This is a genomic window from Streptomyces sp. CA-251247, from assembly GCF_050952975.1.
GTDB lineage: Bacteria > Actinomycetota > Actinomycetes > Streptomycetales > Streptomycetaceae > Streptomyces > Streptomyces achmelvichensis.
The window spans coordinates 2,462,798-2,487,135 of sequence record NZ_CP191861.1; the positions used below are offsets into that span (position 1 = coordinate 2,462,798).

Consider the following 24,338-nt stretch of genomic DNA (forward strand, 5'->3'; position numbering starts at 1 on the left):
GCCCGCTACAGCCGCTGGATGATCGTCGCCGTCGACAGCGCGCCACCCGCACACATCGTGATCAGCGCGAACTCCCGGTCACGCCGTTCCAGTTCGTGCAGCGCCGTGGTGATCAGCCGCGCGCCCGTGGCGCCCACCGGGTGGCCGAGTGCGATGCCTCCGCCGTTGACGTTGACCTTGTCCAGGTCCTGCTCGAAGACCTGCGCCCAGCTCAGCACCACCGACGCGAACGCCTCGTTGACCTCCACCAGGTCGATGTCCCGCAGGGACATTCCCGCCTTGCCCAGGACCGCGCGGGTCGCGTCGATCGGGCCGTCGAGGTGGAAGTGGGGGTCCGCGCCGACGAGCGCCTGCGCGACGATCCGGGCGCGCGGCTTCAGCTTGAGCGCCCTCGCCATCCGCTTCGACGCCCACATGATGGCCGCCGAGCCGTCCGATATCTGCGAGGAGTTGCCCGCGGTGTGCACGGCCGTCGGCATGACCGGCTTCAGCCGGGCCAGCGCCTCCATGCTCGTGTCGCGCAGCCCTTCGTCACGGTCGACGAGCCGCCACATGCCCTGCCCCGCCGCCTGCTCCTCCTCGGTCGTCGGCACCTGGACGGCGAAGGTCTCACGCTTGAAGCGCTCCTCGGCCCAGGCCTCCTGGGCGCGTTCCTGCGACAGCAGCCCGAGCGAGTCGACGCGTTCGCGGGACAGCCCGCGGTGGCGGGCGATGCGCTCGGCGGCCTCGAACTGGTTGGGCAGATCGACGTTCGACTCGTCGGGGAACGGCTTGCCCGGGCCGTGCTTGGAGCCGCTGCCCAGCGGCACACGCGACATCGCCTCGACACCGCAGCTGATGCCGACGTCGATGACGCCCGCCGCGATCATGTTGGCGACCATGTGGCTGGCCTGCTGCGAGGATCCGCACTGGCAGTCCACGGTCGTCGCCGCCGTCTCGTAGGGCAGCCCCATGGTCAGCCACGCGGTGCGCGCGGGGTTCATGGACTGTTCGCCGGCATGGGTGACCGTGCCGCCGACGATCTGCTCGACGCAGTCGGCCTGGATGCCGGTACGGCCGAGCAGTTCACGATAGGTCTCGCCCAGGAGATAGGCGGGATGCAGATTGGCGAGCGCGCCTCCGCGCTTGCCGATGGGAGTGCGTACGGCTTCGACGATGACGGGTTCCGCGGCCATGAGCTCGTCCTCTCCTCCACATGTGCGGGGCGTCCCGGCGCCGTCGCACGAGAACTAGTACGCGTTCTAGTTCTCTGAGAAGTCTTATGAGTGCTACCCCCGGTACGCAAGGGCCTTGCACGCCCCCGCTGCGGACTTGGCGCGCAACAGTTCCCGTCGCGGCCCTTGCGACTTGTAGAACTCGTTACTAGCTTTCGGTCAATTCTGATGGGTCGTCAGAGATTGGTGCCCTGGGCACCGCCGCCGGACCCCGCCGCGAGACCCTGGAGTTGACGTTGAAGCTGCCGAAGGACTGCCCCCATCTGCCCGCAGGGTTCGACTTCACCGACCCCGATCTGCTCCAAGCCCGCGTCCCGCATCCCGAGTTCGCCCAGATGCGGCAGACCGCACCGGTCTGGTGGTGCGCACAGCCGGCCGGCATCTCCGGTTTCCAGGACGAGGGGTACTGGGCGGTCACCCGGCACGCCGACGTGAAGCATGTCTCGACCCACCCGGAACTGTTCTCGTCCCACACCAACACCGCGGTCATCCGCTTCAACGAATCGATCAGCCGGGACCAGATCGAGGTCCAGAAGCTGATCATGCTCAACATGGACCCGCCGGAACACACCCGGGTGCGCCAGATCGTCCAGCGCGGCTTCACCCCCCGCGCCGTGCGGTCCCTCCAGGACGCCCTGCGCTCACGGGCCCGCGGCATCGTGGAGAACGCGCGGGCGGGCGCGAAGAGCGACGGCAGCTTCGACTTCGTCACCGAAATCGCGGTGGAACTCCCGCTCCAGGCGATCGCCGAACTCATCGGCGTACCCCAGGAGGACCGGGCCAAGATCTTCGACTGGTCCAACAAGATGGCGGCGTACGACGATCCGGAGTACGCCATCACCGAGGAGATCGGCGCCGAGGCGGCGATGGAGATCGTCTCGTACTCGATGAACCTCGCCGCGGCTCGCAAGGAGTGCCCGGCCAAGGACATCGTCAGCGCGCTGGTCGCCGCGGAGGACGAGGGCAACCTCTCCAACGACGAGTTCGGCTTCTTCGTGATCCTGCTGGCGGTGGCCGGAAACGAGACCACACGCAATGCCATCAGCCACGGCATGCACGCCTTCCTCACGCATCCCGACCAGTGGGAGCTCTACAAGCGCGAGCGCCCCGAGACGGCGGCCGAGGAGATCGTGCGCTGGGCGACCCCCGTCGTCTCCTTCCAGCGCACCGCGACCCAGGACCTCACACTCGGCGGGCAGCAGATCAGGAAGGGCGACCGGGTCGGGATCTTCTACTCGTCCGCCAACAACGACCCCGAGGTCTTCGACGCCCCCGAACGGTTCGACATCACCCGCGACCCCAACCCGCACCTCGGCTTCGGCGGCGGGGGCCCGCACTTCTGCCTCGGCAAGTCGCTGGCGGTGATGGAGATCAACCTGATCTTCAACGCCATAGCGGACGTGCTGCCGGACCTGCGTCTGGCGGGCGACCCCCGGAGGCTGCGCTCGGCCTGGCTGAACGGGATCAAGGAACTCCAGGTCGTCCACGGCTGACCGGCGCCCGGGGGCCGTGCACCGGCGCCCGGGATCTGCCCACCGCACGCGGGAGGCGGGGGCCCCTCACCCACGCCCCGCCCCTGCCTCCCGTCGCCCCGGGCCCGCACGTCACTCGGGGCTGCGCGTCACGTCGGCCGTGGACATCGCTCCGGGCCGCGCGTCACTTCGGTGCGGCCGGAACCGCGGACGCCTCCGTGGTGTCCGCCGGTTCCTCCGCGCGTTCCTTGCCGAGCCGTGTCCCCGCCTCCGCGGGTCCCGACGTCGCCGTTGCCGTCGACGGCAGCACCTTCCGGCGTCCCGAGAGCACGTACGTCAGGCCGAAGCCCGCGCCGACGACCGCCGCGCCGCCCACCGCGTCCAGGATCCAGTGGTTCGCCGTGGCCACGATCGCGCCGGCCGTGAACAGCGGGTGCAGCAGGCCCAGCAGCTTCATCCACAGTTTCGGTGCGAGCAGGACGACCACCAGGCCGCACCAGAGCGACCAGCCGAAGTGCAGCGACGGCATCGCCGCGTACTGGTTGGTGACCGCGGTCATCGCCCCGTAGTCGGGGTTCGCGAGGTCCTGCGGACCGTGCACCGTGTCGATGAAGCCCATGCCCGGCATCAGCCGCGGCGGGGCCAGCGGGTAGAGCCAGAAGCCCAGCAGGGCAAGGACCGTGGCGAAGGCGAGCGAGGAGCGCGCCCAGCGGTAGTCGCCCGGGCGGCGGACGTAGAGGATGGCGAGGATGCTGAGCGGCACCACGAAGTGGAACGACGTGTAGTAGAAGTTGAAGAAGGACTCGGCCCACTCCGCGTTCGCCGTGGCCTTGTTGGCCCACAGCTCGATGTCGATGTGCAGCGCCTGCTCGATGGCGACGACCTGCCGGCCGTGCTCCTCGGCCGCGCCGACACCGCCGGTGGCCGCGGTGCGGATGTGCGAGTAGGCGGAGTAGCCGACCCGGATCACCAGCAGTTCGAGGAGCAGGTTCGGGCGGGCCAGGACGCGCCGCCAGAACGGCAGCAGCGGGATCCGGCTCCAGCGCGACGGGACCGGGGAGACGTACTCCGTGGGGACCGGGCGGCGGAAGTACGGCGAGGTGCGCGGCAGGAACGGCACCGCGACGGCGGCGGCGAGCGCCGCGACCAGCAGGGCGTTGTCGCGCACCGGGTGCATCACGGCCATGTTGGGCAGCAGCATCTTGCCGGGCAGCGTCATCGCCAGAATGACGAGAACCGGCCAGAGCATCCGGTCGGACGCCCGTCTGCCGACCCGGCCGACCACGGCGAGCAGCACCCACAGGAGTTGGTGCTGCCAGGCGGTGGGTGAGACGGCGACGGCGACACAGCCGGTGAGGGCGACCGCGAGAAGGAGCTGTCCGTCCCGGGCGTACCGCACCGCGCGGCGCAGGCCGAACCAGACGACCGCGGCGGCCAGGGCGGCGTACAGCGTGATCTCGAGCGGGCCTTCGAGGCCGAAGCGCAACAGGGCCCCGTGCAGGGACTGGTTGGCGAGGCTGTCGGGGCGGGCGCCCAGGCCGGCACCGGCCACATGGTGGACCCAGTACGTCCAGGAGTCGCCGGGCAGCGCGGCCCAGGCGAGCGCCGACAACGCGGCGAAGGTCCCCGCCGAGGTGACGGCGGCCTGTTTGCGTCCGGTGAACCACAGCAGGGGCGCGAAGAGCAGGGCGGTGGGCTGCAGGGCCGCGCCGATGCCGATCAGTACACCGGACGATCTCTCCCCGCGGGCGACGAAACAGCCGACGAGGACGAGCAGGACCGGGATGATGCTCGTCTGCCCGAGGTAGAAGCTGTTGCGCACCGGCAGCGACAGCATCAACAGGCTGATGGCGATGGGCGCCGCCAGCAGACCGCTGCGGCGCGAGACGGGCCCCGGCAGCGCGCGGGCGACGACCAGGCCTATCCCGACGACGAGCAGCAGGGTCCCGAAGGTCCAGGCCACACCGAGGCTCTGCTCGGCGGAGCGGGTCAGCGGCTTGAGCACCAGCCCGGCGAACGGGGTGCCGGTGAACCGGTCGGTGTCGTAGAGGGAGCCCTTGACGTGCAGGACCCCGTTCTCACCTATCCAGGTCTCCAGGTCGATGAGCCGTTCCCCCGGTGGCAGGCGCAGTACCGCCGTCGCCTGCCGTATGGCGAGGACCGCGGCCACGAGCCACAGTGCCGCCCTCGCCGCGCCCATCCTCGAGTCCGTCGTCGCACTTCCGCGCACGCTGTGCTCCGCGTTCGCCACGTCGCGCCGCGCCTCCCCTGCGTCGGTGATTCTGGTCCGTAGAGCCTTGCACTGCCCCATGAAGGAGACTCAGGCAACCCCCTCTTTGCCTGAGTGTCACCCCGTTTTGACCGAATATCTCGTCAACCGGCCCCGGAACCACGGGCCCCGGGCCGTCGTCGGAGGAGGTATGCGGGGGAACATACAAGAACACCGGCGCGCACACCTGCGGGTTCGGACGCGCGGCGCCTCAGCGGGTGTGCTGCGGCAGCGCGTTGTCCTGGTGGTGCTGGCGCTCTTCGCGCTCCAGCTCGGATCGTTGATCGCTCCGGCGTACGCCTGCGGCTGCGGCGCCATGATCCCGGACCGGGGATCGCGGATGGCCGTCGACCGGGAGACGTCGGTCGTGAGCTGGGACGGGCGCGTCGAGCGGATCCAGATGCGGTTCACCGTCGACGGGGACGCCCCCGAGGCCGCGTGGATCATGCCCGTACCCACCCGCGCCACCGTCGAACTCGGTGATCAGGCGCTGTTCGACGAGCTGGAGCGGGCGATCGAGCCGGAGGAGAGGACGCGCCACTACTTCTGGCCGCGCGAGGGCGACTGGCCCCTCTCGGACGGTTCGGCAGGCGACTCGGCCGGTGCGCCGGCGCCCGGCTCCGGCGCTCCCGGGGTGGGGGTCGTCGGACGCGAGAGGCTCGGCGACTTCGATGTCGCCCGGTTGACGGCGACCGACCCGGAGGCGCTGCGAAGCTGGCTGAAAACCAATGGGTTCGAGCTGCCGGACGGTCTGGAGACCGAGCTGCGCCCGTATGTACGGCAGAAGTGGGAGTACGTGGCGGTCCGGCTGGCACCGGATGCCGAGGACGCCGTGCTGCGCGGCACGCTGGACCCGTTGACGCTGCGGTTCGCCAGCGACCGGCCGGTCTATCCGATGCGGCTGTCCCGGCTGGCGAAGAACCCGCAGTCGCTCGGGCTGTTCGTGCTGGCCGCGCACCGGATGGAGCCGCAGAGCGCGATCGGCGGTGACGAGCCGGAGGTGCTGTTCGCCGGCGCCGCGGACCGGAGCGCGGCGCTGGACGCGTTCACGGGCGGCGGAGAAAGGTTTCTGACCGCGCTGGAGCAGGAGTTCCCGCGGCCGGACCGGATCAACGGCGACCACGTCCTGCGGGCCGCGGAGCAGGACACGCCCTTCCGGCGGGTGGTGTACGAGGACGAGTTGCTGACCGTCGGCGGTTTTCCCGTCTGGCTGCTGACCGTCGGCGGCGGGCTCGCGCTGGTGACCGTGATCGTCCTTCTGCGGGTACGGGCCCATCGCCGCAGGCCGGTGCTCCCGCCGCCGCCCGTCCACGCGCCGCCGCCGCTGTCCTGAGAGCCGCGTCCGGACGGGAACGCCCCCGGCCTGGAATAGGTTGGACGTATGACTCAGGAGCAGTGGGACGCCGTCGACCGCTACATCACCGACCTCCTCGCCCCCGACGACGAGGCCCTCGCCGCGGCCCTCGCCCAGAGCGCGAGTGCCGGGCTCCCCGCCATCGCCGTCGCCGGGAACCAGGGCAAGCTGCTGCATCTGCTGGCCCGGCTCCAGGGCGCGCGCACGGTGCTGGAGATCGGCACGCTCGGCGGCTACAGCACGATCTGGCTGGCCAGGGCGCTGCCCGAGGGCGGCAGGCTGATCTCGCTGGAGTACAGCGCCGAGCATGCGGAGGTGGCGAGGACCAACCTGGCCCGCGCGGGCCTGGACAAGATCGCCGAGGTGCGGACGGGGGCGGCGCTGGAGACGCTGCCGCTGCTGGCGAAGGAGCCGGGCGCGGGCCCGTTCGACCTGATCTTCATCGACGCGGACAAGAAGAACAATCCGCAGTACGTGGAGTGGGCCCTGACGCTGTCCCGCCCCGGCAGCGTGATCATCGTCGACAACGCCGTACGCAGTGGTGCCCTGGTGGACGAGAACAGCACCGACCCCGCGATCGTCGGCACCCGGCGTATGTACGAACTGGTGGCGAACGAGCCGCGGCTGGACGCCACGGCGGTCCAGACGGTGGGCACCAAGGGGTACGACGGCTTCCTGCTGGCGCGCGTCGTCTCCTGACGGGCCCGTCGGCGGCCGGGCATTGCCCCGGCCCGGGGACGGGGGAGGCCCCGGGCCGGGAGTCGGTGGGTCAGCGCGGGGCGCTGCCGCCGCTCGCGGCGTCGGTGCGCGCCTGGTCCTCGATGCGCCGCTTGGCGTCCTTCCAGGAGATCGGCAGCTCCGCCACCGGGACCTCCCAGAAGGTGAACGTGGACTCGCTCATGACGGAGCGCAGTCCGGTCATGATGCTCTTGTGGGGCTCGGTCCGCGCGTAGGTGTAGAGGGCTTCCTTGTCCTCCCACGCGGAGAGGGTGAAGAACACACCCTTCAGGAGCTGGGCCTCCAGGGAGGCTCCGAGGGCTCCCGGCGCCTTGCGCACCTGGCCCCAGGCGGAGAGCGACTTCAGGAAGAAGCGCGGAACGTCCTTGGCAGACCTCACGTCGAGACGCGAGGCCATGACGAAGGCGGTGGTGTCGGGCCGGGCCGGGTTCGGCGTCGCCCAGGGAAGAGTCGGCACGGTATCCTCGCATCCACAGTTGGTGAGTGGCAGTATCTATATTAGACAGTAGTGCTGCCCAATTGCCAGTGGGAAGCGGGATCAGGGTGAGAATTTCCGAGTTGAGCCGCCGCAGCGGGGTGTCCACCGCGACCATCAAGTACTACCTGCGCGAAGGGCTGCTGCCGCCCGGACGCGCCACAGCCGCAACCCAGGCGGAGTACGGCGAGTCGCATGTGCGCCGCCTCCGGCTGATCCGGGCCCTCATCGGCGTCCGGGGTCTGACGGTCAGCGCCGCCAAGGACGTCCTCGACACCATCTCCGAGGGCAACTCCGACACCCATGAGCTGCTGGGTCTCGTCTTCGGCGTGTGGCCGGCCGGCGGCGGAAAGGACGAGGGCGGTGAGGAGGAGGACCACTCCGGTGTGACGGCCCTCGTCTCCGAGATGGGCTGGAAGGTCAGCGAGCACAATCCGGCCCGCCAGGTCATCACCCAGACGCTCCACACCCTGCGCTCCCTCGGCATGGACTACGACTGGCACGATCTCGTCCCGTACGCCGAACTCGCCGAGAAGACGGCCGTGCTCGATCTCGACCAGCTCCAGGGACCGGACGATCCCCTGGAGAAGGCCGAGCGGGCCATGCTGCTGACCTTCCTGCTGGAACCCGCGCTGCTGGCCCTGCGCCGGCTCGCCCAGGAGGCCGAGTCGACGATCCGGCACCGCGGCTGACCCGAACGGTCCGCCGCGTTCCCGGAATCGACCGGACCCACGTGTGCCGTCCATGCCATCACGTGTGTGCGACGGACACATGAGTGATCGGTACTCACCCCGGTGGTGAACTCCCGCTCCGCACACGGCGCGGAACACCGGGGTGGGAGCGGGTAAGTGAGTAGCCGCAACTCAAGCCGCCCGGTCGTACGAATGGTCTCCTCGTGTGCTGAATGCAGCACGGTGAATACCGTGCACCGCGCACGGGGAGGCAACAGCATGCAGTTCAGAATTCTGGGCGCGCCCGAGTTGTACGACGAGAAACGGCACCGGCGCATTCCGCTGACGAGTCCCAAGCAGCGCATGCTGCTGGGCGCACTGCTCGCCCGCGCGAATTCCCCGGTCCCGCGGGAACGGCTGGTCCGCGAACTCTGGGGCGCGCTGCCACCGAAGAAGGCCCGCAACACGCTCAACGCCCATGTGTCGGGACTGCGCAAGGCGCTCACGGAAGCGGAACCGGAACGGGCCACGACACCGCGTCTGGTCGCCCACGCCTGTGGGTACCTGCTCCAGGCCCGCCGCACGGAGATGGACAGCGGTCAGTTCTGCCTCGCGGTGGATCAGGCCCAGCGGATGTACCGGATCGATCCGCAGAGCGCGTACGCGACCCTGCGCGGCGCCCTCGGTCTCTGGCGCGGAACGGCACTGGAGGGCGGTCCGCACGGCCCGGTCTGTGCCGCACTGGTCGCCCGCCTGGAGGAGGAACGGCAGCAGGCGCTGGAGATCCTCTTCGACTCCGCGCTGCGTACGGGCCGGCACCGGCGCATCATTCCGGAGCTGGAGGAGGTCACCGCCGCCCATCCGCTGCGCGAGCGTTTCCACGACCAGCTGATGCTGGCGCTGTGCCGCTCCGGCCGCGGCGGCGAGGCGATCGGCGTCTACACCCGCGCCCGGCACCGGCTCACCGCGGAACACGGCCACACGCCACTGCTGTCCGCGCGCCTGGAGCAGATCAGCGTGCAGTCCCCCGTGCTGTACGGCGCCGAGGCGGAGACCTCCGACGCCCGCACCCGCCTGGAAGCGGAACCCCCGCCGACCGGTGCCCGCGAGTTCACGCGGCCGCGTTTCACGGTGAAGCGCATCGAACAGGAGGACCCGGCGGCACGCTCGGTCATGGGCTTCCTGACCGAACTCCTCAGCGGCCAGGCGCTGCACACGGGCGGTGTGTGAGAAGACGCGAGAACGCCCCGGAGAATCCCTCTCGGATTCTCCGGGGCGTTCTCGTCTGCCCGGTCAGAGCTCGCTGATGAGCTGCGCCGCGATCTCCATTCCCGACGAGTAGCCCGCCTCGTGCGAGCCGATCTGGTCCACGCCGTGGCGCTTGGCGTGGAAATAGGAACCGCACAGCTTCACCCGCGTCCCCTCGTTGACGTTGTAGATGTCCTTCTGCATCTCGCGGACATCGACGTCGATGATCGGGTGCGTGTACGGGAATTCCGCGATGACCGTCTCCGGGTCCACCTCGCCCGGGTAGTCGAGCGTGACGAAATAGTCCTTCTCCGCGGTGAATCCGTGCAGCTTGTTCATGTAGTAGGCGACATACGTCCTCGGCCGGCCGTCCACCTCGACCTTGCCGTAGTTCCAGGCCTCCCAGCGGTCGCGGTCGGCCGGGACCACCGACGGGTCGGTGTGCAGGATGACCGTCGAGCCGTTGTACGCGACCTTCGACAACACCTCCGTCTGGCGCTCGGTCGGGTTGTCCAGCAGGGCCAGCGCCTCGTCGGCGTGCGCGCCGACCACCACGTAGTCGAAGCGCTCGCTGCCCCGCGCCGTCGTGACCACCGCGCCGTCGTCGTCCTGGTGGATCGCCGTGACCGGCTCGCCGGTGCGGATCTCCGGGCCGATCGCGGCGATCGCCTTGCGTACGTAGGAGATCGAACCGCCGCCCACCGTCCGCCAGTCCACCTCGCGGCCGCCGAGGCCGCCCTCGTCGTGGCCCATGAAGAACGCGATCGCGGTGCTGGCGGGCATCTCCCAGATCAGCTCGGCGGGGATCGACCAGACCGCCGAGCAGAGCAGGATCACGTACGAGTGGCGGAACGCCTGGCTGTAGCCGCCGCGGTCGAGGTACTCGCCGAGCGGGATGTCGGCCTTCTTGCGCACGAAGTCCTTGCGGCCCTCGGTGTGGAAGCGCCGGGCCTCCCGCCAGATGGTCAGGAACTCCTCGGAGTAGCGCTCGGCCACCTCCTCCTCGCTCATGTCGAGCTCCTTGGTGCCGTACTCCAGGCCGGTGTCCAGGTCGAAGAAGTTGAAGGCGCCGCGGTGCTCGACCGCGTCGACGCCCAGCTCCTCGAAGAACTCGCAGAGGTTGGTGTAGGCGGGCCGGTTGAAGACGACGAACGCGGTGTCGATGCCGAGGGTTGTGCCGTTCTCCTCCACCTCGACGGTGTTGGCGTGGCCGCCGAGGCGGTCCTCCCGCTCGAAGACGGTGATCCGGGCGCGGTTGCGCAGGTGGTAGGCGGCGGAGAGACCGGCGACACCGGCTCCGACGATGGCGACACGCGGACTGGTGGGCTGCGACATGGAGATGTCCTTCAGGGTCGGTCTCATACGCATGAGATGTCGGAGAGCGAGAGGTCGGAGAGGTCGGTGCGGCGCAGGGCCCCGGGGTGCCCGTCCTCGGTGGCGACGGCCACCACGTGTCCGGGGCCGGGATAGAGCAGGTCGAACCACCACCGGGAGTCGGTGCCCGCCGGCTGCTGCGGGTCGTGGACGGCGATACGGCCGTCGGCGCGGGGGCCGAAGGAGAACCCGCCGAGGCTCCGGGACAGCCCGGTGCCCAGGGCCTTGAGATAGGCCTCCTTCAGCACCCACAGCTCACCGGCGAGCGCGCCACGCACGCCCGGCGGCGCGGCGGCGAGCTCGGCGCGTTCGGCCGGGGCGAGCCGCCGGCCCAGCTGCGTCACCAGCTCGGCCGGCGAAGGGGTGGGACCGACGTCGACCCCGCACCCGCGGCCCTGGGTGACGACACAGGCGATGAGCCCCTCGGTGTGCGAGAGGTTGAACCGCACGCCCTGCGGGTCCGGTTCGGCCTCGGGCCGTCCGTGCTCGCCGAGCCGGAAGCGCCACCGGTCCACCGGTCGGCCGGTGCGGGCGCTGAGCGCGTAGCGGCACAGCAGCCGCGCCCCGAGGTACCGGCGCCGTGCACCGTCGGTGAGCCGCCGGCCGAGCGCGGCCCGTTCAGTCTCCGTGAGCAGCCGGGTGCCGCCGAGGGCGATGGCGAAGTCGTCCACCGCGCGCTCGGGCAGCAGCCACAGGAACGTCGGGTCGGGTTGCATCGGCGGCGCTCCCGGCCGCTCAGAGGCGGGCGGCGGAGAGATCACCGGCGCGCTTGGCGAGCTGGAACTGCCAGTGCGAGAACAGCCGGTCCTCCCGGTGGAGCCGGCGCAGCACCTCCATCACCTCGTCGACGACGGACTGGTCCGTGATCGATTCGTGCGGGTACAGATGCCGCCGCAGCCGTTCCAGCTGGAGCAGCAGGAGCGCGCCGCTCGGCAGCGGGCTCTCCAGCGCACCGTGCGAGTGGACGAAGGTGAGCACGCATGCCGCGGTGGCGTGCAACAGGCAGTACTCCTTGGACAGTTCGAACAGCTCGGCCGACTGTCCGTACGCCCGCCCCAGGTCGGCCTTGAGCGCGGTCGCACTGTCGGCCAGCGGGCCCGCCCGGTCGAGCAGTTCCTCGGCCACGTCGGCCGCACGCTCCAGGCGGTCCCGCTCGGTGCCCTCGGCCTTCTCCGCCAGGGCCCGCAGCCGGCGCAGACCGTCGGGCGCGGCCAGTACGGCGTCGTCCATGCCGCGGCTGAACAGCTCCTGCTTCCAGGGCTCGTACACGGGCAGTTCGCGGTCCATGCCGAAGAGGGTCTCGGCGCGCACCGCCGCGGCGTTGCGGATCTCGGGTGAGGCCTCACGGGCCGTGGTCAGCAGTCCGTCCAGCTGCTGGCCCAGGTTGCGGAGGTTCACCACGGTGTTCCCGTCGGCGATGTTGGCGACCAGCAGATCGCGCAGCATCTTCTGGTAGGGGCCGTAGTGCGGGTGGTCGCGCAGGAAGAAGCGGGCTCCGAGGACCGTGTTGAGCTGGGACATGGTTCTCTCCAGCAGCGTCGGCACCAGGTACTTGACGGCCGACGACCACACGCTGAGCTGCTCCGGCGCGGCCTGGAGGCAGCGCACCGCGCCCAGGCTCATCGCGTCCGCGATCATCAGGTCCGCGAACGCCTCGGTCAGCTGACGGCGGCTGTAGGGGACGTCGCTGACCGTGCCGCCGAAGATCACCCGGCCCTCGGTGAAGTCCAGGGTCAGCCGCAGACCGGTGTCGACGGCCGACAGCGGCAGGCTGCCGATCACACTGCGCGCCACCTGGGTGGCCTTGAGGGCGATCTCCAGGCCCTGGCCCTCGTTCCCGACCAGTGCGGAGTCGGGGACGAAGGCCCGCTGGAGGCGCAGCCCGCTGAGGTCGAGCGCGCGCAGCCCGTGCAGCTTCTCGACGGGCAGTTCCTCGGCGGTGTCCGGGGCGAGCTCCCACTTGTCGACGATGAAGATGGAGTACGCCGCGGGGCCGTTGCGCTTGCCGGTACGGGCGTACACGATCATCGTGTCGGCGACGGTGGCGTTGCCGATCAGCCACTTCTCGCCGGTGAGTTCCCAGCCGCCGTCGACCTTCTCGGCGAACATCTCGTTGGCGATCAGGTCACTGCCGTGTTCGCGCTCCGACAGCCCCCAGGACAGGCCGCCGCCCCGCTTCATCCGCTCGATCGCCGTGCGCTTCTGCTCCTCGGTGCCCGCGATCCACAGCGGCATGAAGCTGAGGTTGGTGATCACCAGGGAGGTGGCGGTGGAGGCGTCGCGGCGGGCCACGAGACGCATCAGGTTGAACCCGGTCTCCACGTTGCCCGCACGGCCGCCCTGTTCGGCGGGCAGCGAGTACTCGTGGACGCTCCAGCGGCGCAGCTGGCTGACGAAGCCGTAGGGGTACTCCTCGTGCTCGTCGTGGTCCATCACGCGGCGGAAGGACATCCGGCTGCCGTCGTCGAACGGGTCGCCGAGGTACTTCTCGAGCTCTGCGGCCAGTGCGGTCAGATCGGCCTGGGACATGAAGGCTCCTATCGGGTCGGCGCCAGCCGCACGGGCAGGGCGGTGAACAGCTGGTCGGTCTCCCGCAGCGCCGCGACGGCGTCGAGCGCCGGTGTCAGGACGGCCCCGTGCCGACGGGGGTCGACACCGTCGGCACGGGCGAGGAGGTAGCCGAGCGTGGCGCCCAGCCAGCCGGCGGAGCCGGGGGTCGTGCCGTACAGCGACCGGTCGCGGTTGGCGTGCCACAGGTGGACGCAGGACGCGGCGGCGTGCAGCCAGGCGTACCGTTCTGCGGCGTCCACCAGGGCGTTGGGGTCGGCGCCGCGCTGCTGAGCCGCGCGCGTCAGCTCACCGAGCCCGGACACGGCCTGCGCCACCTGCCGCAGCAGGGCGCCGGTCTGTTCGTCCTCGACCAGCTCGGCCACCGCCACGGCGGCGTCCGGGAGTCCGGCGAGGACCGGGTCGGCGCCCCGGGCGAACATGTCGAGCCGGTCCGTCTCGTACGCCGGCAGGTCCGCGCCGAGGGTGTAGACCGCGGCCAGCGCTTCGGGATCGGGCGCGGCTCCGCCTTCGGTGAGGGTGGGCAACTGCCCCGCGTACGAGCGCAGATTGGCGAGCGTGCTGGAGTCGATCACACGGACCACGCCGGAGTCCCGCTGGAGCTTCTGGAAGAGTCCGGCGCCGCGTTCGCCCTCGCGCAGGACCGAGCGGGTCGCGAGCACCGTGCCGCAGCGGCGGATCAGTTCGTCGCAGGACTCGGCCACGACGTGCTTGGCGGCCGGCGCCCAGACGCTGAACACCTCGGGCAGGACATGGACGCCGCGCGCCGCGGTCAGGGCCACCACGTCCGCCGCCAGCAGCGCGGCCGCGGCGACCGCCAGGTCGCGCCGGGGGTGCGGCGACTCGGTGAGGACCGCGCGGCCGACCTTGCGGACGGAGGCGAAGTCCAGCGCGAGGCGTACGGCGCTGTCGGCGATGCCGAGACTGCCGGCCATGCTCATCAGCCGTACGGCCTGCTGCGCCTTGACCGCGGCCTCCAGGCCCTCGCCCAGCCGGCCGACGAGCGCGCCATCCGGCACGCGCAGCCCGGTGAAGCGCATCCGGGCGAGGTCGATGCCGCGCATCCCGCCGGTTCGTACGGCGGGAACCCGCTCCAACTGCCCCTCGGGCACCTCCGCCAGGTCCAGCAGCACCGCCGAGAAGGCGGCGGGACCGCGGCCGCCGGTGCGGGCGACCACATAGACCGCCTCGCAGCGCATGCCGAGGCCGACCATCCACTTCTCGCCGTCCAGCACTCCGTCCGTCAGGCGTACGTCGCCGGACAGCAGATCGCTGCCGTGCTCGGCCTCGGTGAGCGCGAAGGCCACCGCGCCGCCCCGGCAGAGGATCTCCGCGGCCCGTCGCTGCTGCTCGGGGGTGCCGTGCAGCTGGAGGCAGGTCGCGGCGATGATGCTGAACATCGTGCCGGGCATGATGTTGACGTCCCGGCGGGCCGCGGAGCGGACCAGAGTGAGGCTGCGGTCGAAGGACTCGAACGTGCCGCCCCACTCCTTGGGCAGGTAGTTCAGATGGAACCCGGCGCCGACGAGCGCGTCGCACAGTGCGGTGGGGAACTCGTCCCGCTCGTCGCGTTCGACGGCCGCCGTGAAGCCGTGCGGATTGGTGTCGTCCCCGGGATCGCCGAGCAGCTCCTCCAGCTGCTCGGAGGTCAGCGGGCTCATCGCATGCCCGCCGGGGAGTCGTGGGCCGGGGTCTCCAGCGGGACCGGGCGGTAGTCGCCGGCCGTGGCGGGGATGTGCACCCCGGAGCTGCGCAGCTGGGCCAGCCGGGTGTGGAACGCGGCGCCGAGCATCAGATGGTGGGCGACGTCGGCGACCCTGCGGTTGCCCGGTGTCTTCAGATAGCTGCCGGTCACCCAGTCGTTGAAGCTGCCCATCGCCGGGCCGCACCAGATCTGGTAGTCCATCGCCCGGTCCGTGTCACCGGTGACCGCCCAGCGCGAGGACATGCCCAGGTACCAGCGGAAGACGAGCGCCATCCGGCGCTTGGGGTTGCCGGCCGCGCGGGCGAGCTGCTCCGGGTCGCGCCGCTCGAAGTAGCCGACGCACTCCTGCCACACGTCCTCCAACGGGCGCCGGAAGAGCTGCTGTTCGAGCTTGGCGCGGTCGGCGGCGGGGATGGACTCGATACCGTCGTGGGCCTGGTAGAGCTGGTAGAGCTTCTTGGCCCGCATCGGGAAGAGGGTGCCCTTCTTCAGCACCTGGAGGTCCACGCCCATCTCGAACATGTCCGCCGCGGGCGCCATCTCGCAGTCGGCGATACCCGCCTCGGCGAGCATCGCCTTGGAGGCCGTGGACGCACCGGACTCCAGGCATGACTGGTTCACCGACCCGGTCACGACATAGGCCGCGCCCATGGCGAAGGCGGCGGCCACCGCGACGGGGGTGCCGAGACCGCCGCCGGCCCCGACCCGGATCGGCACGGTGTACCGGTGCTCCCGCTGGACCGTGTCGCGCAGCCGCAGGATCGTCGGCAGCAGGGCGGGCAGCGGCCGGCGGTCGGTGTGCCCGCCCGAGTCGGCTTCCACCGTGATGTCGTCGGCCAGCGGCACATGGTGGGCGAGCGCGGCCTGGTCGTGGGTGATCAGCCCCTGGTCCAGCAGGGCGCTGACGAGGGTGGCCGGGGCGGGTCGCATGAACCGCTCGGCCGTCTCGGACCGGGAGATCTTGGCGATCAGCCGGTTGGCGGCGACGACCGTGCCGTCCGCCTCGCGGTACAGCCCCGCGAGCCGGTAGCGCACGACGTGCGGGGTGAGGTCCATGTAGGCGGACGCCTCCACGCACCGCACGCCGTGCCGCAGGAACAGCTCGACGGCCTCCCGCTCCAGACGGTCCTCGCTGGGGCTGTGGATGAGGTTGACCGCGTACGGCAGTCCCGGGATCTCGGCGGCGAACCGGCCGAGGGCCTTCTCGATCGTGCCGGGCAGCAGCCCGGCCGCGCCGTAGGAGGCGAGGAAGCCCTCCCGGGCGAGGGCGACGACCATGTCGGCCGACGCGATGCCGCCGGCCATGGCACCGGCCATGTACGGCTGGTGCACGCCGTGCGCGGCGAGAAAGGCGGCCGACCCCAGCCGCTGCGGCGGCAGCGGCTGGGCGGCGGCGAGCAGCGGCAGCCCGGCGGTGTCGGAACCGGAGGTCACGGCACCACCGGAGACGGCACCGATCCCTGCCGGGGTGACGACGATGAAACAGGGCTGGTCGAGATCGGCCAGGGCGTTGTAGATCCCCGCCGGGTCCGTGCTGGGGTACCGCTCTCCGGACCACCGGAGAGGGGTGTCGCGAATATTCATGGGGAAACGAAGCTCCTTGGGCTGAGCGCGGGTGCGGGCCGTCAGGCCCCGACGGGACGGACCTCGATGGCCACGTCGGTGAGTTCGTAGATGCGCAGGCCCGGCTTCGACAGATCCGCGTCGGCGATGACCAGCAGACGGTCCGCCTCGCGCCGGACCTCCTTGATGTGCACGTCGAACCGGAGCTCCTTGTCGTGCCGCAGGATCTGGCCGCGGTACTTCCAGGCCGTCTCCACGTCGGTGGCCATCGCGAAGCGGGGCTGCTCCATGCCCTCGGCGAGGTTCTGCTCGATGACGAACAGCCGCATGGCCTGGAGGATCGCCTCGACGCCCAGCGATCCGGGCATCACCGGGTCGCGGTGGAAGTGGCAGTCGAAGTACCACTCGTCGGGGCGGATGGCGCGGTGGCCGTGCAGATAGCCCTGGCCGTGCCGGCCTCCGTCGGTGACGAGGTCGACCCGGTCCACGAGCGCGAACTGCCCGCCCGGCAGGTGCAGATGACCCCCGGTGGGGTCGCTGAACGCCGGTGCGCCCTCGGGGAGTTCGATACGGCGGACCCGCGAGGGGTCCGGCTTCTCGGTCTCGATCCAGGGCGCGACGTACGTGCCGTTGTCGAGTCCGACCTGGTTGGCGAGGGCCGCGTCGCTGAAGTAGCCGAACAGCGACTCACCGACGTAGAACACCTCGCCGTCGGCGGAGAGTTCGTAGCTGAAGTTCTGGAGCACCGCACCGGAGACCGCGCTCGTCATCAGCAGCTTGGAGTGGTGGCGGATGGTCTTGCCCCGCAGGTCGATGTCCTTGACCAGGGTGGCCTTGCCGTCGAGGTTGCGGATCGCGTACTGCTCCTCGGGGCGTTCGAGCGTGGCGCCGAGGTAGTAGCCGAGGAAGATCGCGGCCTGGAGCGAGGTCTCCATGTAGACCGCGTTCGGCATGTGCGGGTAGGAGTTCTGCTCGTAGTACCAGGCGTCCGCCGGGGAGTCGTACTCGGTGACCATCTCCGAGCCGGGGCTGCGCAGATCGCCCCGGGTGCCCTTGAGGGACATCACGCGGTCGACGAACTGGAAGTCGCCGTTGGGGATGTAGGGCGCGCGGCTGTCGCGGTAGACCTCGAACTCCGGGCCCATCGCGATGTCCAGATGCCCCTTGGCCGCGTGCGCCAGGTGCATCTCGTTGATCATGGCGGCTTCGCCGTTCCTGTTGCGGCGGCCGAGGAACTGCGGGATGCCGCCCGCCTCGGGACGGTAGGGCGAGCCGTCCTTCTCACGGACCTGGAGACCGAGGCCCTTCATCCGGATGACCGGCTTGTCGCCCAGGTAGATGAGGACGTCGGCGATGACCGTGGCGCGCGGCAGGAGCGTGAGCTCCATGACCTCGACCTCGTAGCGGATCTCCTCGTGGGCCTGGGTGATCTGGCCGCGGACCTGCACCTCGATCGGGACGTCGGTCACGCACTGGAAGCGCGCGTCCGGCAGCGTCAGATGCATGCCCTGGTGCATCAGATAGATCTGGAGCAGCTGCACCGCGCCCTCGGCGACCAGCGAGCCGGCCAGGACGTGGTCGTCCGGGAAGTGGCAGGTGAAGTACCAGGCGTCCGGCGTGAGCCGCTTGGTCGCGCTGAGCGTGCCGAGACCGCGCGGGCCGCCCTTGCGGTCGATGGTGACCTCGTCGACCATGCGCAGCTTGGCGTCGGGGAGCCGGATCGCGGGGTTGATCCCGGGGTCCTGGGCGTGGTCCGGGCCGAAGACGTCGCCGGGGCGGCCCTGGGCCAGCACCTCCAGGTCCTCGGGGGTCAGATGGTTCTTCTCGGTGTACGCGAGGGGCTTGAAGTACCCCCGGGGCAGTGCCGCGCGCGCCGCCTTCTCCTTGTCGGTCATGACGACACCGAGCGGGGTGTCGAGCTCCTGCTTGCTGAAGAACCCGGCGCAGGCGTCGTGGAGTTCGAGGATCAGCTCCCCGTCGGCGTAGCACTGGTAGCTGAAGAAGAAGAGCGTGGTGTCGCCCTGGTGCACGAAGCGGTCGATGGAGATGTCGTAGCGCAGCGTCTGGCCGACCTGGGGCAGGTTGCCGCGGAAGATCAGCGTGCTGTCGAGGAGCCGGTAGACGCGCTCGCCCTTGTTGCGGAAGTCGATGCCGAGGTAGCTGACGAGCAGCAGGTCGCACTGGCCGGCCTCGACGGTCACGGCCGGCGGGACGCCTCCGTCGACGGCGTACCAGGCGTCCTCGGGGACGTCGTACTCCGTGGTGATGGTCGCGGGCTTGAACTCGCCCGTGGTGCCGCTGAGTTCGGTGACGCGGGTGACGAAGTGGTACGGCGGTGCGGGCAGCCGCACCCGCTTGGCGTACCCGTCGATGACGCCGAACTCGGGCCCGAAGACCTTGGCCACGGAACCGACGGCGAACTCCAGGAGGTCCGCCTCGTCCCAGATCACGCCCTCCTTGACCTCGCGCTCCTCGGCGGCGGCCGGGATCTCGCCCTCCGCGGCGGCAGGGGCCGGGGCGGGGGCGGGCGGCAGGGCCGCGGGCTCGGTCCGGGGAGCGGGTGCGACGGCCGGCAGGGCGGCGGCCGGGGGCACGGAAGTCGTGCCGTCGGCCGGGGCAGTGGCCCCGTCGAGCAGCGCCTCCACCCGGGAGAGCGTGGCCCCTTGGAGGATGCGCTGGGTCTCCATCACCACCGAATGGGTGGCGACCATCTGCTGCCGGATCTCACGGACCAGGTCGGCGGCGGGAGTCGGCGATTCGGTGGTCGCGGCGGACGCCGCGGCCGTCGTCGCCGCCGTGGCGCCGGACGGCGGGACGCTGACGACGGGGGCGGGTGCGGCGGGCGCGGGCACGGCTTCGACGGCCGGCAGGGCCTCCGTCTCCCCGGGCGCGGGCGCCCAGGGAAGGAAGGAGATCGGGGTGCCGTCGAAGGCGATGACCTCCGCGTCAGCGAGAGTCGGATCGGCAGGCATGACGGGGTCCTCCGGCGGTACGGACGGAACGGGGGCGGACGGTACGGCGGGACGCGGCGTACCGGGCCCGGCGGGAGCGCCGGGGGCGGTCGCGGCGGCGGGCGGAACGGAAAGGGCGGCACCGGAGTGCGTGGTGCCGGCCGTGGGCGCCGGGGTGCCGGGCGCGGAGAGGGCGGCCGGGGCCGTGGAGGTGCGCACGGACGCGGTGGCGGCGAGGGGCGAGCCGGCGCCCGGCGTCGCGGCACCGGGATGCGCGGCAGCGGTCGACGCGACCGGAACCGGTGCGGTGTGCGCGGCGGCGGACGGCGCCCGCTGCGCGGCAGCGGCTCCGGCGGACGCGGCAGCCGAAGCGCCGGGCGCCGTGGCCGCGATCCCGCGGGCCACACGGGCCGGGACCGGGTCGCCGCCACCCACCCGGAAGCGGGTCGAACGGGCCGAACGGACGGTGGCCTCGGGGGTGCCCAGCAGCGGCGTCAGATCCAGCTCCAGGCCGTTGCCGACGAGCCGGGCCACCAGTTGGGCCACCGACTTCGTCGCCGGCACACCGCGGCGGTCCACCGACACCGAGACGTGCTCGGCGTCGCCGAGCGTGTCACGGACCCACCGCGAACAGGTCGAGCCGGGGCCGACCTCGATGAAGTAGCGGAAGCCCCGGTCGTGCGCGTCGCGCACCAGACGGGCGAAGTCGATCGTGGAACGCAGCGTCCAGGCGATGCGCCGGGCGATCTCTGCGCGGTCCAGCGCGGGCAGCACCTCGTAGTCGTAGGCGCTGAACAGTTCCAGCTCGCCGAACGAGCCCGTCGGGTAGTCGTTCAGTCCCGCCAGACCGTCCAGTTCGGCATCCACGACCGGGCAGTGCATGACCACGTTGACCGGCGAGCGGGCGGCCGGGCAGCCGAGTTCCTTCACCAGAGCGCGGCACTGGACCGGGTCACCGGCGATGACCAGTTCGGCCGGGGTGTTGATGTGGGTGAGGTAGACGCGGTCGTACCGGGGCAGCACCGCGCATACCGAGTCCGCGTCGGTGAGCAGCACATGGCTGGCCCACAGCGACTCGTCCGCGGCGTCGGCGGGCACGTCCCACAGCTCGCGCACGGTACGCCGCGGGCCGCACAGCCGGTCCTGGAAGATCGGTGTGTTGCTGATCAGGTCGTCGCGACGGCCGCCGAGCTGCCATCCGCCGGTCGCGAACAGCATGCTCGATTCGCCGAGGCTGTAGCCGAACGCGCCGTGTGCCCTGACGCCGAGGAGGTCGCGGACCAGATCGGTGTGCAGGATCGCGAAGTTGGTGCCGGTGGCGAGCATGAACGGCACGTCGTCGCCGAGCCCCGCCTCCAGCGCCATCAGCTCGCGCCGCCCCACGGCGGCCTTGCTGCGCGGGTAGAGCGAGGTCGCGCGCAGCTGCCGCTCGGGCTCGTCCGCCTGCTCCTCGAACCGGTCGAGCAGGCTCGGGAAGGCCCGGAAGAAGTCCTGGCCGAGGCCCGGATAGGAGTTGAACGCGCCCGGGTAGACCAGCGCGACCCTGCCGTCCGGTCCGATGGGCCGCGCGGTGAAGTAGCTGCCGGCCGGTGTGGCCCACTCCCCTCCCTTGGCGTGCACGTCGGCCAGGTCCCGTACCGCGAGCTCCAGTTGGGCCCGCAGTTCGGCGCGGTCCCGTCCGACGAGCACCGCACGCAGCTTCCTGCCGGGCAGTTCCCGGGCCGCCTCGCGGGCGAGGGCGTACGGGTCGGCGACGGCCAGCAGTTCCAGGTGGTGCTCGATCGTGGCGTGCAGTGCGTCGAACGAGTCGGCGGAGAGCGCCAGGACGACGGGTCCGCCGGCCCGCTGCCAGTCGGACCGCGTGACCCCGCCGCGGGTGGCGTCGGCGGAGAGCACGAGGTGACCGTGCGCGCCGGAGGCCCCGATGAAGCTGACGGCCGCGTACCTGCGGGCGCCCTTGGTCCGCCGCATCCAGGGCCGGGAGGCGTCCGGGACGTAGAGCGCGGAAGCGGTGAAGTCCTCGGCCAGGTCACCGGCCGGGCGGGTCCAGCCGCGGGTGCCGGGCAGATAGCCGTGGTGCAGACACAGCACGGACCGGATGAGCCCGGCCATGGTGGCGGCGCAGCCGGCGTCGCCGATCTGGGCCTTGGCGCTGCCGAGGGCCACGTCGGCGCCGGCGGCCGGGTAGACGGCGGCCAGCGCGGCGATCTCGGCACGGTCCTGGAGTTCGGTGCCGCCCGCGTGGGCCTCCAGGTAGCCGATGTCGCCGGCCGTGACGCCGGCGGCGGTGAGTGCTTCGCCGGCCGCTGCCGCGAGAGCCGCGGCATCCGCCTCGGGCACCGCGCCGTCCACGGGCACGGCGTGCCGGATGGCGACGGCGTCCAGACGCGCGTACGCGGGCCGCTCCCGCTCACCGGGCCGGGTGACGACGACCGCGCCCGCCCCCTCGCCGATACGGCGGCCCCGGACGCCCTCGCCGAAGGTCAGTCCGGCCTCGGCGACGACATCGGGACGCAGCAGCAGGTTCTCCGCCGAGCCCGCGAGATCGACCGCTCCGACGAGGACCGCCTCGATGGTGGGGTCGAGCAGCAGCAGCCGCGCGACCTCCAGGGCCTCGGCGGTCCCCGAGCCGTCGGAGGAGACGGTGAAGGAGGGGCCGGTCAGGTTCCACAGCGAGGAGATGCGGCTGGCCATGACGTTGCCGATGAAGCTGAGGACCTCGTTGGCGACGATGGGGTCGACCACCGCGTCCCGGCCCACCGCGCTCAGCGCGGCGAGCTGCTCCTCGTCGACGGAAACCCCGGCCCGCGCGAACTCCTCGCGGACGAAGGCGCCGAGCGTGCGGCGGGTGAGCCGCAGATGGGTCATGGGTTCGATCTCCATGCCCACGACCACCGCGATCCGGCGGGGCTCGGGCGCGCTGCTGCCCTTGGGCACATCACGGCTGTAGCCGGCGTCCCGCAGGGCCTCGTCGGCCACCTTGGTCGCCAGCGCGTGCTGGAGGTTGTACGTCCGCAGGTCCGCCGGCGGGATCTTGAGGTCGACCGGGTCGATGCCCAGGCCGTCGACGAACGCGCCGCTCGGCAGCGCGTCGGGCGAGACGCCGGTGGCATCCTCCAGGGAGCCGCCGCGGGTCTGGTCCAGCCCGCGCCAGCGGCGTTCGGGCAGCGGTACCAGGGCGTCGCTGCCGTCGTGGACGGCACGCTCGAAGGCGTCGAGGGAGTCCAGGGCGCCGAAGTGGGCGCCGAGTCCGACGATGTCGAGTGCGGGCACGGCCGCGGCGTCGTCCGTCCCGGTCTCTGCGGCAGCCGTGGCCGGCTCGGACAGCACCACGTGGGCGTTGGTGCCGCCGAAGCCGAACGCGGAGACCGCTGCCCGGCGCGGCCCGGCACCGCTCGGCCATTCACGGCCGGTGCGGACGAGGGTCGCGTCGCCGACGCGGCCGTCCTTGGAGGTGACGGGCCGCTCCACGCCGATGGTCGGCGGGATGTGGCCGTCGCCCATCGCCAGGACGACCTTGAGCATGCTGCTCAGTCCGGCGACGGTGAGCAGGTGGCCGATGTTGCCCTTCACGGATCCGATCAGCGGCACCCGGCCGGCGTTGCCGAAGAACTCGGCGACGGACTCGGCCTCGGTGGCGTCACCGATGGGGGTGCCGGTGGCATGGCACTCCAGGTAGTCGACGGTCGCCGGGTCGACCCCGGCCTGGGCGTACGCCAGCTCGTACGACTGGAGTTGACCGCCGCCCTGCGGCACCAGCAGATGGCGTCCGCTGCCGTCGTTGGTCAGGCCGATGCCGTCCACGACGGCGTGGATGCGGTCGCCGTCGCGCAGCGCGTCCGCCAGCCGCTTGACGGCGACCATGCCCGCGCCCTGGCCGGTGAGGATACCGCCGGACCGGTCGTCGAAGGGCTGGCTGAACCCGTCGCGGGGGTAGGCCTGGAGATCGGAGAACGACAGGTGGATCAGGGTCGGGTCGGGCGCGCAGACGCCGCCCGCCAGCACCAGATCGGCCTGGCCGGCGGCGAGGTGGTCGCAGGCCAGCTTGAGTGCGTACAGCGCGGAGGAGCAGGCGGCGTCCAGGGCGTAGCGGGGACCGCCGAGCCCGAGCGCGCTCGCCGCGACCGACGCCGGTGAGCCGCTGACGCGGAGGTCCTCGGGCCGCAGACCGGCGTGGTCGATGCGCCGGTCCTGGTCGGCGAGTGCGCCGAGTGCCGGGTGCCCGGCCCGGCGCAGCCCCTCCAGGACGGCCTCCTGGACCAGCGGGACGCTGACCCCGGCGGAGGTCGGGGTGGGGAACGAGTAGTTGCCGAGGATCAGCCCGGTGCGTCCGAGGATCTCGGGGCGCTCCAGCTGACCGCTGTCCCGCAGTGCCTCCCTGGCCACGTGCAGGGACCAGTGGAAGATCCGGTCGAGCCCGGAGAGGTGACCGGCGTCGAGCAGGTAGCCGGACGGGTCGAAGGCGAAGTCGGTGATGAAGCCGCCGCGCGTGCAGTAGATGCCGTGCTGCGGGTCGGTGTCCCTGGCGTCGAGGGCGGGTCCGAAGACCTGCTCGCCCCCTTCCCGGCGGCTGTCCGCCCCGGCGCGGAGGTTCTGCCGGAACTCGGCAGGTGTCTCCGCTCCCGGGAACAGGCAGGAGAGGCCAACGATGGCGTACTTGCTCATGAGAGCTTTCGGGTCCCTTCTGAGGGGCGGGGCCGGCCCGGACGGGCACGGGTGTGCGCCGTCCGGGCCGA

The 24,338-nt window shown here is 71.4% G+C and carries 14 protein-coding genes; 5 read left to right on the forward strand and 9 right to left on the reverse strand.

Annotated features, from left to right (window positions below):
- Positions 1 to 5 precede the first annotated feature (5 nt).
- On the reverse strand, positions 6 to 1,175 hold the full coding sequence (locus tag ACQPWZ_RS10870; protein WP_313946608.1) for a steroid 3-ketoacyl-CoA thiolase: 1,170 nt from the start codon (positions 1,173 to 1,175) through the stop codon (positions 6 to 8).
- 275 nt (positions 1,176 to 1,450) lie between these two features.
- On the opposite strand from ACQPWZ_RS10870, the gene ACQPWZ_RS10875 reads away from it, so the two are divergent.
- Positions 1,451 to 2,707 (forward strand): cytochrome P450, encoded by a 1,257-nt coding sequence (locus ACQPWZ_RS10875; RefSeq protein ID WP_383243074.1) that lies wholly within the window; start codon positions 1,451 to 1,453, stop codon positions 2,705 to 2,707.
- 163 nt (positions 2,708 to 2,870) lie between these two features.
- Here ACQPWZ_RS10875 and ACQPWZ_RS10880 read toward each other — a convergent pair whose 3' ends face one another.
- A complete protein-coding gene (locus ACQPWZ_RS10880) occupies positions 2,871 to 4,886 on the reverse strand; it encodes a bifunctional glycosyltransferase 87/phosphatase PAP2 family protein (protein ID WP_433573803.1) in 2,016 nt (671 codons plus the stop codon).
- A gap of 220 nt (positions 4,887 to 5,106) precedes the next feature.
- Here ACQPWZ_RS10880 and ACQPWZ_RS10885 point away from each other — a divergent pair, with 220 nt between their 5' ends.
- Together ACQPWZ_RS10885 and ACQPWZ_RS10890 are read left to right on the forward strand one after the other, a co-directional pair.
- On the forward strand, positions 5,107 to 6,288 hold the full coding sequence (locus tag ACQPWZ_RS10885; RefSeq protein WP_433571216.1) for a DUF2330 domain-containing protein: 1,182 nt from the start codon (positions 5,107 to 5,109) through the stop codon (positions 6,286 to 6,288).
- A gap of 48 nt (positions 6,289 to 6,336) precedes the next feature.
- Positions 6,337 to 7,008, forward strand: a complete 672-nt coding sequence (locus tag ACQPWZ_RS10890; protein ID WP_433571217.1) for an O-methyltransferase — start codon at positions 6,337 to 6,339, stop codon at positions 7,006 to 7,008.
- Positions 7,009 to 7,078: 70 nt separating this feature from the next.
- Here the strand turns inward: ACQPWZ_RS10890 and ACQPWZ_RS10895 are convergent, their stop codons facing one another.
- The gene (locus tag ACQPWZ_RS10895; RefSeq protein WP_327684512.1) at positions 7,079 to 7,504 is read right to left on the reverse strand and encodes a DUF3291 domain-containing protein; all 426 of its coding nucleotides are present in this window, start codon (positions 7,502 to 7,504) and stop codon (positions 7,079 to 7,081) included.
- An 86-nt stretch (positions 7,505 to 7,590) separates the two neighbouring features.
- Here ACQPWZ_RS10895 and ACQPWZ_RS10900 point away from each other — a divergent pair, with 86 nt between their 5' ends.
- Both ACQPWZ_RS10900 and ACQPWZ_RS10905 read left to right on the forward strand, forming a co-directional pair.
- Complete coding sequence (locus tag ACQPWZ_RS10900) at positions 7,591 to 8,214, forward strand: MerR family transcriptional regulator (RefSeq protein ID WP_340472856.1); 624 nt, start codon at positions 7,591 to 7,593, stop codon at positions 8,212 to 8,214.
- A 258-nt stretch (positions 8,215 to 8,472) separates the two neighbouring features.
- On the forward strand, positions 8,473 to 9,423 hold the full coding sequence (locus ACQPWZ_RS10905) for an AfsR/SARP family transcriptional regulator (RefSeq protein WP_433571218.1): 951 nt from the start codon (positions 8,473 to 8,475) through the stop codon (positions 9,421 to 9,423).
- A 63-nt stretch (positions 9,424 to 9,486) separates the two neighbouring features.
- Here ACQPWZ_RS10905 and ACQPWZ_RS10910 read toward each other — a convergent pair whose 3' ends face one another.
- Genes ACQPWZ_RS10910 through ACQPWZ_RS10935 form a run of 6 tightly spaced genes read right to left on the reverse strand, consistent with a single transcriptional unit; the run spans position 9,487 to position 24,267 of the window.
- The gene (locus ACQPWZ_RS10910) at positions 9,487 to 10,776 is read right to left on the reverse strand and encodes an NAD(P)/FAD-dependent oxidoreductase (RefSeq protein ID WP_433571219.1); all 1,290 of its coding nucleotides are present in this window, start codon (positions 10,774 to 10,776) and stop codon (positions 9,487 to 9,489) included.
- Positions 10,777 to 10,799: 23 nt separating this feature from the next.
- Positions 10,800 to 11,531 (reverse strand): 4'-phosphopantetheinyl transferase family protein, encoded by a 732-nt coding sequence (locus ACQPWZ_RS10915; protein WP_433571220.1) that lies wholly within the window; start codon positions 11,529 to 11,531, stop codon positions 10,800 to 10,802.
- 19 nt (positions 11,532 to 11,550) lie between these two features.
- The gene (locus ACQPWZ_RS10920) at positions 11,551 to 13,344 is read right to left on the reverse strand and encodes an acyl-CoA dehydrogenase family protein (RefSeq protein ID WP_340472861.1); all 1,794 of its coding nucleotides are present in this window, start codon (positions 13,342 to 13,344) and stop codon (positions 11,551 to 11,553) included.
- Between the two features lie 8 nt (positions 13,345 to 13,352).
- On the reverse strand, positions 13,353 to 15,044 hold the full coding sequence (locus ACQPWZ_RS10925; protein ID WP_433571221.1) for an acyl-CoA dehydrogenase family protein: 1,692 nt from the start codon (positions 15,042 to 15,044) through the stop codon (positions 13,353 to 13,355).
- The gene (locus ACQPWZ_RS10930; protein WP_433571222.1) at positions 15,041 to 16,672 is read right to left on the reverse strand and encodes a PfaD family polyunsaturated fatty acid/polyketide biosynthesis protein; all 1,632 of its coding nucleotides are present in this window, start codon (positions 16,670 to 16,672) and stop codon (positions 15,041 to 15,043) included. The genes ACQPWZ_RS10925 and ACQPWZ_RS10930 overlap by 4 nt, the downstream gene beginning before the upstream one ends.
- A 41-nt stretch (positions 16,673 to 16,713) precedes the next feature.
- Entirely contained in the window at positions 16,714 to 24,267 is a 7,554-nt protein-coding gene (locus ACQPWZ_RS10935) for a beta-ketoacyl synthase N-terminal-like domain-containing protein (protein WP_433571223.1), read from the reverse strand.
- Between the last annotated feature and the right edge of the window lie 71 nt (positions 24,268 to 24,338).